The organism is Campylobacter lari subsp. concheus (assembly GCF_008245025.1).
GTDB lineage: Bacteria > Campylobacterota > Campylobacteria > Campylobacterales > Campylobacteraceae > Campylobacter_D > Campylobacter_D concheus.
Genome location: NZ_CP043426.1, coordinates 1,287,552 through 1,305,265, shown reverse-complemented (window position 1 = coordinate 1,305,265; position 17,714 = coordinate 1,287,552). Strand labels below are relative to the sequence as shown.

The following is a 17,714-nucleotide window of genomic DNA, read 5'->3' as shown; positions in this document are numbered from 1 at the left end:
AAAATGAAAATATATATTAGCGGTATAGACACAGATGTTGGCAAAACTTATTTAAGTGCTAGAATTTGCAAGGAATTAGGATTTGATTATTTTAAGCTTATTCAAGCAGGCACGCCAAAAGATAGTGAGGTAGTAGCTGAGTTTAGCCCAAAAACTAAGATTTTCAAAGAAGGTGTGTTTTTACAAACCCCTGCTTCGCCACACAAAGGCAGGATTTTAGAGAATTTAAGTTATAAAGCCTTTGATATACAAATTCCACAAAGTGATAAACTTATCATCGAGCTAGCTGGTGGGCTTTTTTCTCCTCTTGATGATGAAAAAACGATGATTGATTATATGAGTGTGTTTAAGTACCCTACGATTTTAGTAGCAAAAGACTATCTAGGAAGTATTAATCACACACTTTTAAGCATAGAGGCACTAAAACAAAGAGATATTAAAATCCTTGCTTTAATCTTAAAAACCCAAGATACTTTTAGCAAGGATTTTATAAGCAAATACGCTAAAATTCCTATCATAGAATTTGATGATAAAGTGTGTAAAAAACTTTCAAAAATCCTTGAAAATCTCTCTTAAAGACTCCACTACATAAGCAATCTCATTTTCATTTATAACATATGGTGGCATGAAGTAGATTGTATTGCCAAGTGGTCTTAAAAGTAAGCCTTTTTCTAAGGCTCTTTGAAAGACTTCAAGTCCTGCTCTTTGGTATTTGCTTTTTTGTATATCAAATGCACTTACCATGCCTAAATTTCTAAAATTTCCTAAAAAGTCAAATTCTTTTAAACTCTCCCATTGTGTTTTTATAAAAGTACTTTTTATTTTATTTTTTGCGATGATATTTTCTTTTTCAAAAATATCCAAAGTCGCATTAGCCGCTGTGCAAGCTAGGGCATTGCCCGTGTAAGAGTGAGAGTGTAAAAAGGCCTTTTGGCTCTCATAGCTATCATAAAATTTCTCATAAATTTCATCTTTAGTAAGCACCACTGAAAGTGGTAAATATCCACCCGTGATAGCTTTAGAAAGGCATATATAATCAATACTTTGTGAGCAATAATCAAGCGCAAACATCTCTCCCGTGCGCCCAAAACCCGTGGCTATCTCATCAAATATCACTTGCACACCATAATCTTTAGCAAGCTTAATGGCTTCATTTAAATACCCAAGCTCATACATGTGCATATTGCCCGCACATTGAAGTAAAGGCTCAAGTATAAAAGCACAAATTTCATGATGATGATTTTTTAAAATGCTTTCTAAAATTTCAAGTTCTTTTGTATAGTCCTTGCTAGTTGGCACAGGTGTTGTGATACTTTTTAAAAGTAAAGGCTCATAGGTTTTTTTATAAAGTGCTACATCGCCAACGCTTAATGCACCTAAGGTTTCTCCATGGTAAGAATTGCTAAGTGATAAGAATTTATCCTTTTTAGAGCCATTGTTTAAGTGGTATTGAAAGCTCATTTTTAAAGCCACTTCTATGGCCGAGCTACCATTGTCTGCAAAAAAGCATTTATCAAAAGGTAAAAGCTTACAAAGTCTTTGTGAAAGCTTTATGATAGGCTCATGTGAAAAGCCTGCAAGCAAGACATGCTCTAAATTTTGAAGTTGATTTTTGATTTTTTCATTGATATATTCATTACAATGGCCAAAGATATTTACCCACCAAGAGCTAATGCAGTCTATGTAGGATTTTTCATCAAAATCATACAAATACACCCCCTTGGCATTTTTTATAGGTATTAAAGGTAAAAACTCATGATCGCTCATTTGCGTGCAAGGGTGCCAAATGTATTTTAAGTCTAGTTCTTTTAAATTCATTTTTACTTCTTTGATTTTTATTACTAATGATACTACAATTTTTACTCAAATTTATGCTTTAAAACGAAAAAGGATTATTTAGAAAATATTTATATAATTAGCTTTTTTATTTTAAAATTTCAAAAGGAAAATAATGAAAAAAATATTAATTGTTCTAACAATTTTATTTTTAAATTTTGCATACTCGCAAGAGGATTTTGTTGAAAAAGGAATTAAAGCCTATGAGAGTGGTGATTACACCAATGCTATAAAGTATTCGCAACAGGCTTGCGATTCTGATGATCTTAGAGGTTGTGTTCTTCTTGGTCTTTTATATAGAGATGGGTTAGGCGTAGAAAAAGATAATTTTAAAGCAGTGGAGTTTTATAGTAAAGCTTGTAAATTAAATATGGGCTTGGGGTGTTCCGAGCTAGGTTTTATGTATGAAAATGGTTATGGTGTAAGAAAAGATAATTTCAAAGCAGTTGAATTGTATCAAAAAGCTTGTAATTTAAATGATAGCTTCGGTTGTTATAAGATTGGCGCAATGTATTTTAATGGCAATGGTTTAGAAGAAGATAATTTCAAAGCAGTAGAACTTTTTAAAAAGGCTTGTGATTTAAAAGATGGTTATGGGTGTGTTTTTCTTGGACTTGCGTATTTCAAAGGTAAAGGTGTTAAAAAAGATAACTTTAAAGCAGTGGAGTTGTTTAAAAAATCTTGTATTTTAAATGAAGGCAAAGGTTGTGGTGCGCTTGGTCTTATGTATGAAAATGGAATTGGAGTTAAAAAAGATATTTCCAAAGCTTTAGAATATTTTGGTAAGGCTTGTGATTTAAAAAGCGATGAGGGTTGTGAAAACTACGCAAGGCTTAAACGATAATGCAAATTGCACAAATTTTAGATGCGTTAAAACAACAAGATAATTTTAGAATTCTACGCTCATTAAAACATGAGGGAAAATATGTCGTTTATAATGGGCAAAAATTGCTAAATTTAGCGAGCAATGATTATTTAAATTTAAGCAATGAAAAAACATTAAAGCAAGATTTTTTAACACATTTAAAAGAATTTGAATTTTCTAGTTCAAGTTCAAGAAGCTTGAGTGGAAATTATGCGATTTTTGATGAATTTGAAAGCTTTTTAGAAGCTAAGTTGGGCAAAAAAGTCTTACATTTTAATAATGGCTATGCCTTAAATGTTAGCTGTTTGCAAGCTTTAGCAAGCATTAAAAATACTTTATTTTTAGCAGATAAGCAAGTGCATGCAAGTATCATCGATGGTTTAAGGCTTGGCGGGGCTAAATTTATAAGGTTTAAACACAATGATATAAAGCATTTACAAAGTTTAGTACAAAAGCATTATAAAGAATTTGAAAATATTATCATCATAAGCGAAGCTTTATTTAGCATGGATGGGGATTTTGCACCTATAAAAGAATTCATAAATTTAAAAAAAGAGTTTAAAAATATCAAAATTTACATTGATGAAGCTCATAGCATAGGGTGTTTTAATGATGATGGTTTGGGTTATGTGAAATTTTTGGGTTTAGAAAAGGAAGTGGATTTTTTAGTTTTTACCTTTGGTAAGGCCATAGCTTCCATGGGAGCTTGCATGATAAGTGATGAAAAAGATTTTTTCATCAACAAAGCAAGAGCTTTTATATACTCAACTGCTATTGCACCTATCAATGTAGCTTGGACTTTGCATGTTTTTAAGCATTTGCATGAATTTAATGTTCAAAGAAAAAAGCTTTTAGAGTTAAGCACTTGGTTTAAAAATGCTTTGGCAAGTAAAGGTGCAGTTTTAGGCGAGGCTTATGTGATATCTTTTGTTTTAGGCCAAAATGCACTAGCTAGTGAAATTTCTCAAAAGCTTTTAGAAAATGGTATTTTCGCACCTGCTATTAAAGAACCAACCGTAGCTAAAAATACAGCTAGAATTCGCTTTTCTTTGCATGCTGGTTTAGTAAAAAAAGACTTAGAAAAGGTTTTGGAGGTACTTTGAAAACTCATTTTTTACATGAAAATGCAAATTCATCTGAGTTGATTTTATTTTTTTCAGGGTTTTGTTCACATTTTAGTCATTTTTCGCATTTAAAAAGTGATGTAAATGTTTTAATGGTGTATGATTATACGAGTTTTGATTGGGAAATTGATCTTCATAAATTTGAAAAAATCACTCTCGTTGGCTTTTCTATGGGAGTTTGCGTGGCGAGTAAAATTTTAAAAGATATAAAATTTGATAAAAAAATAGCCATAAATGGCACAAATTTACCTATAGATGATGAATTTGGGATCAAAAAAGCCATTTTTAAACTTACGATGAAAAGATTTGCTTTAGAGGATTTTAAATCAAATTTACTTGAAAAAAGAATGAGTTTAAGCGATGAATTTTACTTTGAAAAAAATGAGTATTTAAAAGAAGAACTTTTAAGCTTATATGAGTTTTGCACTAAGGATTTAAATGTAAATTTCACTTGGGATAAAGCTATAATCAGCAAAGATGATAAAATCTTTCCACCAAAGCATGTTTTAAATTTTTTCAAAGAAAAGGCAATGTTTATCGATGAGCCACATTTTGCATTTTTTAAATACCACACTTGGGAAGCACTTTGCAAACTTTCATAAGAGCAAAAGACACTTATAGTGCAAATACACCTGTGCAAAAAGATATGGCTAAAGAGCTTTGTAAAATGCTTAGCGAGAATGATTTTAGCGATTTTGAAGCGGTGTTTGAGTTTGGCTGTGGGGTAGGGGTTTTTAGCAAGACTTTGCAAGAGTGTATTAAATTTAAGCATTATTTTTTAAATGATATTTATCCTTTTGAAAACCCTTGTAAGTTTGAAGAATTTGGCGTTTTTGATATGAATGAACTTAAAAATCATCACTTTTATACGAAAAAATTTGATCTTATAGCTTCCAATGCTTGCATGCAGTGGTTAGAGATAGATGAGCTTTTAGAAAATTTTGCAAATATGCTAAATAAAAATGGGATTTTGCTTTTTTCTACTTTTGGAGAAAAAAATTTCATTCAAATAAAGCAAAGTACCAATTTATCACTAGAATATTTGACTTTAGAGCAAATTGCACAAAAACTTTCTAAAAATTTTAAGATTATCAAGGCAAAAGAAGAATTAAAAGAGTTAAAATTTGATCATACTTTAGAGCTTTTTAGGCATTTGAAATTAAGCGGAGTAAATGCTTTGAGTGATAAATTTTTTATAAGCAAGGCATTTTTAAAAAACTATGAAAAAGAATTTCAAAACACCTTGACTTATCATCCTTTATTTTTTATGTGTCAAGTTTATTAAATATGATAGATATTTTTTTGCTAATTCTTCTCTTAGATAAAGTTTATTAAAATCACTTATATCCATACATAAAGCAAAAGCATAAATTTGATGAGTTTTTTTATCTTTTATAAAACCTACGATTTGTCCGTATTTTTCTTTACCCCAGCCTGTTTTTGCAAAAAACTCATAATGATTATTTTCATTAAGTTTTATTATATTTATAATTTCTTTTTGTATATTTTTAGGATAATCTAATTTTAGATTTGCTAGTTCAAAAAGTAAGCTTGCTTGTTCTTTAAGACTAATTTGTAAAGAATCATCTATCCAAAACTCATCTATTTTGCTTATTTTTTGGTTGCCATAGTTGAGTTTATTTAGATTTTTTTGCATTTTTTCTAAGCCGATTTTTCTAGCTAGTTCTTTATAGGCAGGTAGCTGAGATCTTTGCATAGCTAGGGCTAAATTTGCGTCATTTTTCCAAGATGGTAAAAATACTTTTTCACCTTTGTAATGATAAAAAATCTCATTAGTATTTTTCACAATGCCTTCATTCAGTGCGATTAAGGCATTGAAAATTTTAAAAGTGGAGGCAGGTAGAATGCGTTTGTTTGCTTTTGTAAAATCATTGCTATAATACTTTTTACCATCATAAGCTATAAAAACTCCACTTTCATTGTAATCTTTAAAAAGATCTTTTAAATTTTCATTTGCCAAAGCAAAAGAGCAAAAAAGACTAAAAAGTAAAAGTATTTTTTTCAATTTATTTCCTTTTTCATTAAAAAATTTTTCAATTCTTGTTGATCTCTTATAGTAATGTTTTCTTTGATGATTTTAAATCCTGCTTTTAAAAAGAAATTTTTAGAACTAAGGCTAGCAAAAGTATAAATTTCACTATAAGGGTAGTTTTTAAGAGCAAATTCTAATAAAGCTTTACCATAACCTTGATGAGCATAGTTTGCATGAGTAAAGCAAAGATCAAGTGTTTTTTCTTCTAAATTTATACTTATAAAAGATATGATTTGGCCTTTTTTTTCATAGACAAAGCTTAGTTGCTTTTGGAATTTTTCTTCCCAAGCTTTTTGGTCTATATTAATCCAAGCATGAATTTGTTCTTTTGTGTAATCATTTTTACAAAGAGTGGATACGCTTTGCTTAAAAAGCTTGATACAAGAAGCTAAGTCTTTTATATTAAATTTTCTTATCAATCACTTTCCTTAAAGCCAAAGAAGCTAAAGCAAGTCCAAAAGAGGCTGTCACACCCATAAATGAGCCAAGATCTTTACAATGAGCTTCTTCATCTGAAAATACTACATCAAAATCCCCTTTAAAGCCTGATTTTCTAAGCTCATAGCGGAATTTTTTAGCTAGGGCATCGCCATGAGTTTTAAATATACTTGTTGTTTTAATGCGCGTTGGATCAAGCTTTCTAGCACCGCCAGTTGATGAGATAAAAATTTGCTTTTTTAAATCAACCAAATTAGCCAAAGCAACCTTAGCAGGTATATCATCAATCGCATCAATGATTAAATCAAATTCTCTCAAATCAAAACTTTTTAAAAACTCATCATCAATTTTACTAACTATGCCTTTGGCGTTGTAAATGCGTTCAAAAACCTTAGCTTTTTCTTCACCTATATTTTCGCTATGAAGTTGGCGGTTTTGATTGGTAATTTCAAATTTATCTGCATCAATTAAAGTTAGATTGCCAAAACCACTTCTAAAAAGCGCATCAACGCAAATTCCACCAACTCCGCCTAAACCACAAACTAAAACTTTGGTATTTTGAAATTTAAGAAAATTTTCTTCATTAACAAGCCATTTTATACGCGTGTATCTATCCATTCTTTATCCATTTTTTGAGATTTTTCATTTGTTTATAAGCTGTTAGATCAAGCATTATAGGGGTTATTGTGACATAGCCTTGTTTTAAAAGTGCTATGTCTGAATCTTTTTCATTTTCATGATCAAGATTAGCAGCAGCTAACCAGTAGTATTCTACGCCTCTTGGATTTGTATTTGAGTGCGCTTCATAGCTATAAATTCTTTTTCCTGCTTTGCAAATTTTTAAGCCTTGAAAGGCTGTTTTGCTAGAAGGAAAGTTGATATTTAAAAATTCTTTTTTATCTAAAGGAAAGCCCTTTTCAAAGATATTTTTGACTATTTTTTTAGTAAGTTTTAAAGCAAGTTTATAATCAAGCTCTTTTTGGCTATCTTTATAAAATTGTGATAAAGCTATGGCAGGAATTCCATGAAGCACGGCTTCCATGGCACCTGCACAAGTTCCTGAGTAGGTTATATCCTCACCCACATTAGCCCCTTTATTGATTCCACTTATCACAAGATCAGGCAAACGCTTTTTATATAAAGCATGTAAAGCAAGATAAACACAATCTGCAGGCGTGCCATCATCAAGTTTGTAAAATCTTTTACCAACCTTGTGAAATCTCAAAGGTTTGGTTAATGTTATAGAATGCGAGCATGCTGATTTTTCATTAGCAGGTGCTACTATGGTGATTTTGGCTTTAAAATGTTTTTTTAGCATTTTGATGAGTTTTTTTAAACCATCACTTTCGTAGCCATCATCGTTTGTTATTAAAATTTCTTTCATTTTTTTCCTTTTTTAAATTTTATCATAAGTGATAAAATATTTTTAAAATCAATAAAAATTATTAGTAATATTTTATATTATAGTTTATCTATAATTATGATAATATATTTAATTTTAAATTAATAAGGAGGAAAAATGCAAAAAATTAAATTCATAATGATATTTAGTGTATTTGTGGCTTTTTTTATCGGATGTTCTTCTAAAGAACAACTCAATCCTTTAGGGCGTTCTTTAGGTAGTGTAAATGATATAGATCCTTTAAAAATAGGCAACAAACCAACACCACCTGTAAAACAAGAAGTGCCAGCCTTGGTAGAAGGTAAACGCTTTTCTGCTATACCGCTTGAACCACCAATTATAAAAGTAAATACCTTTAAAGGAAATAATCCTATAAAAGGGCCTTTGCCAAGACTTACTTCTAATAACGAATTTACTTCTAGTGCTTTATATGAAAATTCAGGCATTGTGAGTGATTTTGTAATTATTATGAATCCAAACGGCGCTGCATTGACGGTATGGGCTTTAGCTCCTGGCAATTGGATATGGGGCTATAGTTTATTTAATAGTAAATCTTTTGGCGATGCAAGAATTTGGCAGCTTATTGAATTTCCAAATAACACTGTAATGATAAAAAATGCAAAAACCTTAACTTGCTTAAATTCGTATGGAAATGGTATAGTGCATTATCCTTGCGATCAAAGTAATTTTGCACAATTTTGGAGATTATATCCAATGAGTAATGGGGCTTATCAAATTCAAAATTTTGCCAATCAAAAATGTATTCAAACACCTGTTAATAATGTAATGAAAGACTTTAGTGCGAGTTATTTTAATATTTATCTAGCAGATTGTTTAAAATCGGGCGAAAAAAATTTAGATAGACAATGGAATATAGGTGCACCAGCCTTTCAAACGAGATCGCCTTATGCGTTTTAAGGAGAATGATTATGAGAAAAATAGTTTTTTTAGTTTTAAGTTTTAATTTACTCTTTGGTGCTTTAGAAAATTATAATAGTGGCACTTGGAATTTACAAGGTTCATCTGCTTCTACTGAAAGTAAATGGAATATCAGCATAAGACAACTAGTAACCGGAGATAATCCTTTTGATATTTTAGCAGTGCAAGAAGCAGGGGTTTTGCCTGCTACTGCAGTGATGACGCCAAGACAAGTACAACCTGTTGGAGTAGGAATTCCTATCCATGAGTATGAATGGAATTTAGGTTCTTCAAGCCGTCCTAATTCTGTTTTTATATATTATTCAAGAGTAGATGTGGGTGCAAATAGGGTAAATATGGCTATTGTGAGCAGGGTAAGGGCTGATGAGGTTTTTGTTTTACCACCTCCAACTGTAGCTTCAAGGCCTATTATAGGAATTCGTATAGGTAATGATGCATTTTTTAGTATACATGCCTTAGCAAGAGGAGGTAATGATGGCGGTGCTATTGTGGCTGCTGTGGATAGATTTTTTAGAAATATGCCTCATATTAACTGGATGATTATGGGGGATTTTAATAGAGAGTCGGGTTCTTTAGTTTCATTACTTGATGCTGATTTAAGAGCGCGTACGCGTGTAATTCCTCCATCTGCTAATACTCAAACTAGTGGAAGAACTATTGATTATGCTATCACAGGAAATTCTAACACGGCCACTTTATATAACCCACCACCAATCATCGCACTTTTGGCTGTAGCAGGACTTAGAACTTTTTTAGCTTCAGATCATTTTCCTGTGAATTTTAGAAGACCTTAGGAGGATATGATGAGAAAAATTTGTGTTTTATTGTTTGTTGTTTTGGGTTTTTTAAAAGCTGAAGTTGGTTTAGATGAGTTAGAAGATTTTACACCTATGTTTGCTATAAGATCTTTAGAAACAGGAATTTCGCTAAGTCCTTTTAGGGATACTTCTAAAAAACTTCAAGAGCAAAATTGGTTTTTAAAAGAAATAATACTTAGTGATGAATTAAAACAAAAAGATAGGTATGCTACACAGCGTCCTTTTGGCTATGTGCAGTTTATAAACCCTAGGGGTGATGATGTGTGCTTAGCTGTTTTGGATGAAAAAACTTTTGGAACAAAATCTTGCAAACAAGATTTACAAGATAAACAACTACAAACGGTTTTTTCTGTTATGCCTACTACGAGTGCTGCCGTACAAATTCGTTCTTTAACACGAGGCGGGGTAAAATGTATGAGTACTTTTTATGATGCACATATACCTATAGAAAAACGTTTTGGTTTGGAAGATTGCACTGTAAATCCTTCTGTGCCGATAGAGTTAAAAGAATTATTTTTCTTTGCTCCTGCTATCGTTGAGGCAACTCCAGTTTATTAAACTAAACCCGCTTCGCGGGTTTAAACTCTAAGTTAAAATTTGTTAGAATGTCTTTGAAATTTTTGCAGATAATTTTAATAGCCAAAATATAAATCTTACACAGTAGATATATTGAAGGAAAAATTATGAAAGTAAAATTAAAAAATATTGGAATGCTTGATGAGGCAGAATTTGAAGTAGGAAATATTACTCTAATTTGCGGTGAAAACAATACCGGAAAAACTTATGCTACTTATAGCTTGTATGGTTATTTAGATTTTATGAGAATTGTCAGAGAAAATTTTTTTGTTAGAAAAAGAAAACTTTATGATGAAAATTTAAGTAATGACATAAAAGATACACAAGAAATAAAATTAACTTATATAGATATTAAAAACAAATTAGAAGATCATATAAAAAATAAAACAAAATTATATTCTCATCGCATACTTGTCAAAGTTTTAGCAGGTAAAAATGAAGATTTTGCAAATGCAGAATTTGATGTAGATATGCAAATTTCTTTAGAAAATGTTAAACAAGCTATAAAGCAGTATTTAGAAAAATTAAATTTAAACAATAGAGCAAAAGCTAAACATATAGTTTATGATGATGGTATTGGTTTTTCTGATTTAAATAAACTTGAATTTAAAGAGTATTTAGAAATATTTTTTGATAATTTATTGAATTATATTTTTATGAAAAATTTTATTTTAAGCGTTGAAAGAACTGGTGCTTCTATTTTTCAAGAAGAATTAGATTTTATTAAAATAGCAAAATTAGAAGCTATGCAAAAAATATTAAAAGAAGAAGATGTTGATTTGTTTGAATTTCACAAAAAAATAGAAGAAAAAAATCAACTTTATCCAAAATCTGTAAGAGACAATATAAATTTTATAAGAGATGTAAAACAAAAATCAAAATTAGAAAGTATGTTTAAAAAAGATAAAGATAAATATAAAAATATTTTAGATTTATTGGGAAAAGTAGTAGGTGGAAAATATAAAGCTACAGATTATGGCATTTTATATCAGCCAAAAGGTAGTAAGAAATTTTTTAATATTGAAGTAGCTTCAAGTTCCGCTAGATCTTTGCTGATGTTGTATTTTTATATTTTGCATGTTGCTCAAAAAGGTGATATTTTGATGATAGATGAACCAGAACTTAATCTTCATCCTAAAAATCAAATTTTATTAGCAAGGCTTCTTGTTCTTTTGACAAATGCAGGTATTAAAATTTTTATTACTACTCATAGTGATTATATAGTTAGAGAGTTAAATAATTGTATTATTTTAAATAATTTTACAAATGAAAAGATAAAAGAAAATTTTAAAGAATATAATGATAGTTATAAATTATCAAAAAAAGATGTAAATGCTTATATCGCATTTTATGATACAAAAAATAAAAAAAATACATTAAAAAAGGTAGATATAAGCAATGAAAATGGCATAGATATGGAAACATTTAATGATGTTATCGAACAAACTATAAATATAGATGAAAAAATGGCTAGTATGTTTATGGAAGATTAAAATGGATAATAGTCTTAAAACATTTAAAGAGAGCATAAATCAAAATTTACTTTGTGAAAATATTAAAGAAAAAAATGATGGAAGAACTAAAATTTTAGGTGTAAATTTTACTAAAAATAATGAAGATTTTATAATAATTAGACAAGAAAATCATCATAAAAGCCAACATTCTTTACTAAATTATTCTAATGAAGAAGATTGGTTACATAAAACTAGTTTATCTTGTGATTTTATAATAGTTTATTCTAAAAATAATAAGGTAAAAATTAGTTTTTGTGAAATAAAAAGTAGTAATACTGACTTAGAAAAAGCAAGATGTCAAATATTATATTCTAAATTATGGCTTGAATATCTTTTTAAATGCTATAACTTTGTACATAAAGTAGATACAGATTGCTTTACTAAAGCTCTAAATGAAAGTAAATATTTTATGTTATATCCTAGAATAAATAACGTTAATTTAAAAAAAACTATCGGAAAAGTTAATAAAAGAAAATATAAAGAAATAGCAATACAAGATTGTTGTTTATCTGAAAAACATTTTAATGTAAATCCTTATAATTTTATTTAGGAATTTAAATGAAAACCTTTTTAGTTTGCGCGTTAGAGCCTTCAGCAAATTTACATTTAAAAGAAGTTTTAAAAGCTTATAAAAATGAGTATAAAGAATTTGATTTAATGGGAATTTATGATGAGAGTTTGTGTAAAGAATTTAGTCTAAATTCCAAGCCACTTTATAGCTCACATGAGTTTAGTGCTATGGGTTTTATAGAGGTTTTGCCACTCATTTTAAAAGCCAAAAGAGCTATAAAAGAGCTAGTAAATTTAAGTCTTACTCAAAAAATTGATGCGATTTTATGTATAGATTCTCCCGCTTTTAATATACCTTTTGCAAAAGCTTTAAAAAAAGCAAATTCTAAAATAAAAAGAATTTATTATATCTTACCTCAAGTTTGGGCGTGGAAAAAAGGTCGCATACCTATCATAGAAAGTCATTTTGATGTGCTAGCTTCTATCTTGCCTTTTGATAGTGAGTTTTTTAGCAAAAGCATTTATGTAGGTCATCCACTTTTAGATGAGATAAAAGAATTTAAAAATCAAGAAGATATAAATTTTATACTTTCAAAAAAAGATGATGAAAAAATCATCGCTTTCTTACCAGGTTCAAGAAAAAGTGAAATAAAGCGTTTAATGCCTATTTTTAGAGAATTAAGTGCTAAATTTGGAAGTAAAAAAATCCTTTGTGTGCCTGAGTTTAATCTAAAAAGATTAGATCTTTATGGGGATATAAATGGTTTTGAAATTCAAAGCAATACTCCAAAAGTGCTAAAAAATGCTGATTTTGCTTTTATTTGTAGTGGTACAGCTACACTTGAAGCAGCTTTGGTCGGCACGCCTTTTGTGCTTGCTTATAAAGCTAAAGCTATTGATGTATTTATCGCAAAATGTTTTGTAAAACTCAAACACATAGGCCTTGCAAATATTTTTTTAGATTTTGCAGGAAAAAGCGAGCTTAATCCTGAATTTTTACAAGAGCAAGTAAATGTGGAAAATTTATATCAAGCTTATTTTAAATACGATTATAAGGCGTTTTTTGATAAAGTAGATTTTTTAAAAGAATACTTGCAATTTGCAAGTGCAAAAAATTTAGCTAAAATACTTTATGAAATCAAATAAGGATAAATCATGCAAAAAGAACCTATGAGTAAATACGGCTATGAGAAATTAGAAAAAGAATTAGAACATTTAAAAAAGGTTGAACGCCCAAAAGTAGTAGAAGAAATAGACATAGCAAGAAGTCATGGAGATTTAAAAGAAAATGCAGAATATCACGCAGCTAGAGAAAAGCAAGCTTTTATAGAAGGAAAGATAGCTGAACTTGGGGATTTGATCTCAAGAGCGCAAATCATCGATCCATCTTCTTATGAGCATGATAGCGTGAAATTTGGCTCAACTGTTGTGGTAGAAGATTTAGAAAGTGAGAAACAAAGCACTTATACTTTGGTAGGGGTAAACGAGGGAAATTTAGAAAAAGGTTATATTTCCATTAGTTCACCTATTGCTAAAGCAATGCTTGGTAAAAAAGAAGGCGATGATTTTAAAGTGCGTTTGCCAAAAGGCGAAAGTGAATTTGAAATCATTTCTATAGAATACAAAGCTTTGGAATTTTAATTTTTGCAAAAAATAATTATAAAAGAAAATGCTATTTTCATTGCTGATGCACATGAAAATGAAAATAGACATGGTTTTTGGGATTTTTTACAAGCCTTAAAAAATAAAAAACTCCAAACTCCACAACTTTTTTTAATGGGTGATATTTTTGATCTTTTAATTTATGAGGTAAAAGCAACTCATGATTTTGCAAAAGCTTATATAGACTTACTTGAAGAGCTTGCTGGTGAGATTGAAATCATTTATTTAGAAGGTAACCATGATTTTAATTTGGCTAAATTTTTTAAAAAAGTAAAAGTTGTTAATATAAAACAACAACCCTTACTTTGCGAATTTCAAGATAAAACCTTAGTAAAATTAGCTCATGGGGATATTTTTTTAAAACCTTTTTTACAATTTTTCTTGAAAAGTTTAAGAAGTCATTATTTGCTAATTTTTTTAAATTTTTTAAATGTTATTAGTAAAGAAAAAATTACTCGAAAAATTCTGAAAAATCAACATAAAAAACAGCTTATTATGAAAATTCCTCATTTTTCTTCTATGGTGAAAGAGCGCCTAAAGCATTATGATGTAAAATTTATAATAGAAGGTCATTATCATCAAGACGTATTTTTGGAATTTGAAAGTATAAAATATTTAAATTTGCCTACTTTTGCATATAAGGAAAGTTTTTTTATAGTAAAATATGAGCCAGAAATCAGATTTCATAAAATAGAACTTAAGGAGGCATAATGTTTGATGAGAATGTCGTTAAAACAGGTTCAAATGAAATGGAACTTGTTGATTTTCGCATCTTTAAGCAGGGCCAAGATAAAGTCTATGAAGGAATTTATGGTGTAAATGTATCTAAGGTTAGAGAAATTATAAAAATTCCTTTTTTGACTGAAATTCCAGGGGTACCTGAGTATGTTGAAGGTATTTTTGACCTTCGTGGTGTAGTGATTCCTGTAATTAATCTAGCTAAATGGATGCAAATTCAAGAGCCAGAAATGACAAATATAAAACCTAGAGTTATCATTACTGAATTTAGTAATGTATTAATCGGTTTTATTGTACATGAAGCTAAAAGAATTCGTAGAATTAATTGGAAAAATATTGAACCAGCTAATTTTGCTACAAGTGCAGGTAGTTTAGATAAAAGTAAAATAACAGGTGTAACCAAAATTGAAGGCGATGAAGTTTTACTTATTTTGGATTTAGAAAGTATAGTTCAAGAGCTTGGAATTTATACCCCGCAAACTGATATAGAAGATGATAAGATTCAAAAAATTGAAGGCATAGCTTTAGCGCTTGATGATAGTTCGACTGCAAGAAAACTTGTTAAAGATTTGCTTAATAAAATCGGCTTAAAAGTTGTAGAAGCTAAAGATGGGGTTGAAGGTTTACAAAAACTCCAAGAATTATATGGTGCATACGGTGATGATTTAAATAAGCATCTAAAAATTATCGTAAGTGATGTTGAAATGCCTCAAATGGATGGTTTCCACTTTGCAGCTAAAGTAAGAGGAGATGAGAGATTTAAAAATATTCCTATCGTGTTTAACTCTTCTTTGTCAAATGAGTTTATGAGTGATAAAGGTGTTAAAGAAGCAGGTGGAGAGGGATATTTAGTTAAATTTAACGCAAGTGATTTCTTTGCTGAAATTTCTCGTGTTATTAAAAAACATGAAAAAGGTGAGGAGTAAAAATGGAAGATATTCAAGAAATACTTGAGGATTTTTTAGTTGAAGCCTTTGAACTAGTTGAGCAAATTGATCATGATTTGGTTGAATTAGAAGCAAATCCTGAAGACTTAGAACTATTAAATAGAATTTTCCGTGTTGCACATACTGTTAAAGGTTCATCAAGCTTTTTAAATTTTGATGTTTTAACAAAACTTACTCATCATATGGAAGATGTTTTAAATAAAGCAAGACATAATGAGCTTAAAATTACTCCTGAAGTAATGGATGTGGTTTTAGAGTCTATTGATATGATGAAAACCTTATTAAATTCTATTAGAGATAATGGAAATGATACAGCAATAGGACTTGATATAGCTCCAATTTGTACAAGATTAACAGCTATTTCAGAGGGTGAAAGTTTAGAGTCTGTTGCACCGGCTAAAACTGAAGAGTCAAAAGAAGAAATAAAAGAAGAGCCAAAGGCTGAAGAACCTGAAGTTGATGTAAATAAACTTAGTGATGATGAGGTTGAGGCTGAAATTGAAAGACTTTTAAAAGTAAGAAAAGCTGAAGATCAAGCAAGACGTGCTGAAAAGAAAAAAACACAAGAAGCTAATCTAGCTCCAAGCAAACCAGCTGCTCAAGCACAAAATACAACTGCCGAGAAAAAAGTTCCTGCAGCAGGTGGTGGAAGTAGTGGTGCAAATATGGATCAAACCATTAGGGTTGAAGTAAAAAGACTTGATCATTTGATGAATTTAATCGGTGAGCTTGTTCTTGGTAAAAACCGCTTATTAAAAATTTATGATGATGTTGAAGAAAGATATGATGGGGAGAAATTTTTAGAAGAATTAAACCAAGTAGTATCGCAACTTAGCATTGTTACTACAGATATTCAGTTAGCAGTTATGAAAACAAGAATGCAACCTATTGCAAAAGTTTTCAATAAATTCCCAAGAGTTGTACGTGATTTGGGTCGTGAACTTGGTAAGCAAATGGAGCTTGAAATTTCAGGGGAAGAAACTGAACTTGATAAGTCTATTGTAGAAGAAATTGGCGATCCTATTATGCATATGATTAGAAACTCGTGTGATCATGGTATAGAAGATCCAGCAACACGTGTGGCTAATGGTAAACCAGAAAAAGGAACCGTTAATCTTAAAGCATACAATGAAGGAAACCATATTGTAGTGGAGATTGCTGATGATGGTAAAGGGCTTGATGCGGATGCTTTAAAATCAAAAGCTATAGAGAAAAACTTAATCACAGAGCGCGAAGCTGATCAAATGAGTGATAAAGAAGCGTTTGCATTGATTTTTAAACCAGGTTTTTCAACTGCTGCTAAGATTACTAACGTTTCAGGTCGTGGCGTTGGAATGGACGTTGTTAAAACTAATATTGAAAAACTAAATGGTGTGATTGAGATTGACAGTGAACTTGGTAAAGGCACTGTGATGAAGCTTAAAATCCCACTTACTTTAGCAATTATTCAATCATTGCTTGTAGGTACACAAGAAGAGTTTTATGCTATTCCTCTTGCAAGTGTTCTTGAGACAGTTAGAGTGCCAATTGATGATATTTATACCATTGAAGGTAAAAACGTACTTCGCTTAAGAGATGAGGTTTTATCTTTAGTAAGACTTTCAGATGTATTTGGCGTAAAACAAGTGCTTGAAAATACTGATCAAACTTATGTAGTTGTTATAGGTGTAGCAGAAAGTAAGCTTGGTATTATAGTAGATACTTTAGTAGGTCAAGAAGAAATCGTTATTAAGTCTATGGGTGAATATTTACAAAACATCCAAGGTATAGCAGGAGCAACGATTCGTGGTGATGGTAGAGTTACTTTGATTATTGATGTTGCTGCTATGATGGATATAGCTAAAGAGATCAAAGTAGATATTAAAGCACAAATTGAAGCACAAGCTAAAAAAGTTGTAAAAGAAAAACCAAGCGATTATACGGTACTTATAGTGGATGATTCTAAGATGGATAGAAATATCATGCAAAAATCATTAGAACCACTAGGTGTGAGTATTATAGAAGCAACTAATGGTGTTGAGGCATTAAATACAATTAAATCAGGTGAGCATGATATTGATGCAGTGTTGATTGATATTGAAATGCCAAGAATGGATGGTTATACCTTAGCAGGTGAAATTAGAAAATATTCTAAATACAAAAACCTTCCACTTGTTGCGGTAACTTCAAGAACTAGTAAATCAGATCGTCTAAGAGGTGTGGAAGTAGGAATGACTGAGTATATTACTAAGCCTTACTCTCCAGAGTACTTAGAAAATGTAGTTAGAAAAAATTTAAAACTAGGATAAGAAG

General features: G+C 30.2%; 20 protein-coding genes. 15 read left to right on the top strand and 5 right to left on the bottom strand.

The features are described from left to right. Nucleotides 1–3 precede the first annotated feature (3 nt). Nucleotides 4–576 (top strand): dethiobiotin synthase, encoded by a 573-nt coding sequence (gene bioD / locus CLCT_RS06730; RefSeq protein ID WP_149062673.1) that lies wholly within the window; start codon nucleotides 4–6, stop codon nucleotides 574–576. On the opposite strand, the gene CLCT_RS06725 is transcribed toward bioD, so the two are convergent. Next, nucleotides 550–1,818 carry an adenosylmethionine--8-amino-7-oxononanoate transaminase gene (locus tag CLCT_RS06725; protein ID WP_149062672.1) on the bottom strand — a complete coding sequence of 423 codons (1,269 nt, stop codon included), beginning with the start codon at nucleotides 1,816–1,818 and terminating at the stop codon, nucleotides 550–552. The two genes, bioD and CLCT_RS06725, sit on opposite strands and share 27 nt — an antisense overlap. Before the next feature lie 133 nt (nucleotides 1,819–1,951). On the opposite strand from CLCT_RS06725, the gene CLCT_RS06720 reads away from it, so the two are divergent. Genes CLCT_RS06720 through CLCT_RS06705 form a run of 4 tightly spaced genes read left to right on the top strand, consistent with a single transcriptional unit; the run spans nucleotide 1,952 to nucleotide 5,110 of the window. Further along, nucleotides 1,952–2,680, top strand: a complete 729-nt coding sequence (locus CLCT_RS06720) for a tetratricopeptide repeat protein (protein WP_149062671.1) — start codon at nucleotides 1,952–1,954, stop codon at nucleotides 2,678–2,680. Beyond that, entirely contained in the window at nucleotides 2,680–3,804 is a 1,125-nt protein-coding gene (locus CLCT_RS06715) for an aminotransferase class I/II-fold pyridoxal phosphate-dependent enzyme (RefSeq protein ID WP_149062670.1), read from the top strand. The genes CLCT_RS06720 and CLCT_RS06715 overlap by 1 nt, the downstream gene beginning before the upstream one ends. Continuing rightward, a complete protein-coding gene (locus tag CLCT_RS06710; protein WP_149062669.1) occupies nucleotides 3,801–4,427 on the top strand; it encodes a pimeloyl-ACP methyl esterase BioG family protein in 627 nt (208 codons plus the stop codon). Before CLCT_RS06715 ends, CLCT_RS06710 begins: the two co-directional genes overlap by 4 nt. Continuing rightward, on the top strand, nucleotides 4,412–5,110 hold the full coding sequence (locus tag CLCT_RS06705; protein WP_149062668.1) for a methyltransferase domain-containing protein: 699 nt from the start codon (nucleotides 4,412–4,414) through the stop codon (nucleotides 5,108–5,110). Before CLCT_RS06710 ends, CLCT_RS06705 begins: the two co-directional genes overlap by 16 nt. On the opposite strand, the gene blaOXA is transcribed toward CLCT_RS06705, so the two are convergent. The 4 genes from blaOXA to surE are packed head-to-tail and all read right to left on the bottom strand — an operon-like array spanning nucleotide 5,084 to nucleotide 7,700. Continuing rightward, nucleotides 5,084–5,851: an OXA-493 family class D beta-lactamase gene (blaOXA, locus tag CLCT_RS06700; protein WP_149062667.1), complete on the bottom strand. Its 768-nt coding sequence runs from the start codon at nucleotides 5,849–5,851 to the stop codon at nucleotides 5,084–5,086. The two genes, CLCT_RS06705 and blaOXA, sit on opposite strands and share 27 nt — an antisense overlap. Continuing rightward, on the bottom strand, nucleotides 5,848–6,297 hold the full coding sequence (locus tag CLCT_RS06695) for a GNAT family N-acetyltransferase (RefSeq protein WP_149062666.1): 450 nt from the start codon (nucleotides 6,295–6,297) through the stop codon (nucleotides 5,848–5,850). Before CLCT_RS06695 ends, blaOXA begins: the two co-directional genes overlap by 4 nt. Next, nucleotides 6,281–6,934 carry a ThiF family adenylyltransferase gene (locus CLCT_RS06690; protein ID WP_149062665.1) on the bottom strand — a complete coding sequence of 218 codons (654 nt, stop codon included), beginning with the start codon at nucleotides 6,932–6,934 and terminating at the stop codon, nucleotides 6,281–6,283. The genes CLCT_RS06695 and CLCT_RS06690 overlap by 17 nt, the downstream gene beginning before the upstream one ends. Next, nucleotides 6,927–7,700, bottom strand: coding sequence for a 5'/3'-nucleotidase SurE (gene surE / locus CLCT_RS06685; RefSeq protein ID WP_149062664.1), 774 nt, complete (start codon nucleotides 7,698–7,700; stop codon nucleotides 6,927–6,929). Before surE ends, CLCT_RS06690 begins: the two co-directional genes overlap by 8 nt. 135 nt (nucleotides 7,701–7,835) lie before the next feature. Between surE and CLCT_RS06680 the strand changes: the two genes are divergently transcribed. The 10 genes from CLCT_RS06680 to CLCT_RS06635 all read left to right on the top strand — a co-directional run bounded on the left by CLCT_RS06680 (nucleotide 7,836) and on the right by CLCT_RS06635 (nucleotide 17,710). After that, nucleotides 7,836–8,636: an RICIN domain-containing protein gene (locus CLCT_RS06680; RefSeq protein WP_149062663.1), complete on the top strand. Its 801-nt coding sequence runs from the start codon at nucleotides 7,836–7,838 to the stop codon at nucleotides 8,634–8,636. 11 nt (nucleotides 8,637–8,647) lie between these two features. Further along, a complete protein-coding gene (locus tag CLCT_RS06675) occupies nucleotides 8,648–9,451 on the top strand; it encodes a cytolethal distending toxin subunit B family protein (protein ID WP_149062662.1) in 804 nt (267 codons plus the stop codon). 9 nt (nucleotides 9,452–9,460) lie between these two features. Next, nucleotides 9,461–10,033: an RICIN domain-containing protein gene (locus tag CLCT_RS06670; RefSeq protein ID WP_149062790.1), complete on the top strand. Its 573-nt coding sequence runs from the start codon at nucleotides 9,461–9,463 to the stop codon at nucleotides 10,031–10,033. A 125-nt stretch (nucleotides 10,034–10,158) separates the two neighbouring features. Then, on the top strand, nucleotides 10,159–11,544 hold the full coding sequence (locus CLCT_RS06665) for an AAA family ATPase (RefSeq protein ID WP_149062661.1): 1,386 nt from the start codon (nucleotides 10,159–10,161) through the stop codon (nucleotides 11,542–11,544). Nucleotide 11,545: 1 nt separating this feature from the next. Continuing rightward, nucleotides 11,546–12,115, top strand: a complete 570-nt coding sequence (locus tag CLCT_RS06660; RefSeq protein ID WP_149062660.1) for a hypothetical protein — start codon at nucleotides 11,546–11,548, stop codon at nucleotides 12,113–12,115. An 8-nt stretch (nucleotides 12,116–12,123) separates the two neighbouring features. After that, the gene (gene lpxB / locus CLCT_RS06655) at nucleotides 12,124–13,221 is read left to right on the top strand and encodes a lipid-A-disaccharide synthase (protein ID WP_149062659.1); all 1,098 of its coding nucleotides are present in this window, start codon (nucleotides 12,124–12,126) and stop codon (nucleotides 13,219–13,221) included. A 9-nt stretch (nucleotides 13,222–13,230) separates the two neighbouring features. Then, on the top strand, nucleotides 13,231–13,716 hold the full coding sequence (gene greA, locus CLCT_RS06650; RefSeq protein ID WP_039619215.1) for a transcription elongation factor GreA: 486 nt from the start codon (nucleotides 13,231–13,233) through the stop codon (nucleotides 13,714–13,716). 3 nt (nucleotides 13,717–13,719) lie between these two features. Beyond that, nucleotides 13,720–14,448, top strand: a complete 729-nt coding sequence (locus tag CLCT_RS06645) for a UDP-2,3-diacylglucosamine diphosphatase (RefSeq protein WP_149062658.1) — start codon at nucleotides 13,720–13,722, stop codon at nucleotides 14,446–14,448. Further along, nucleotides 14,448–15,401: a chemotaxis protein gene (locus tag CLCT_RS06640; protein WP_039668839.1), complete on the top strand. Its 954-nt coding sequence runs from the start codon at nucleotides 14,448–14,450 to the stop codon at nucleotides 15,399–15,401. The genes CLCT_RS06645 and CLCT_RS06640 overlap by 1 nt, the downstream gene beginning before the upstream one ends. Before the next feature lie 2 nt (nucleotides 15,402–15,403). Beyond that, on the top strand, nucleotides 15,404–17,710 hold the full coding sequence (locus tag CLCT_RS06635; RefSeq protein ID WP_149062657.1) for a hybrid sensor histidine kinase/response regulator: 2,307 nt from the start codon (nucleotides 15,404–15,406) through the stop codon (nucleotides 17,708–17,710). Nucleotides 17,711–17,714: the final 4 nt, after the last annotated feature.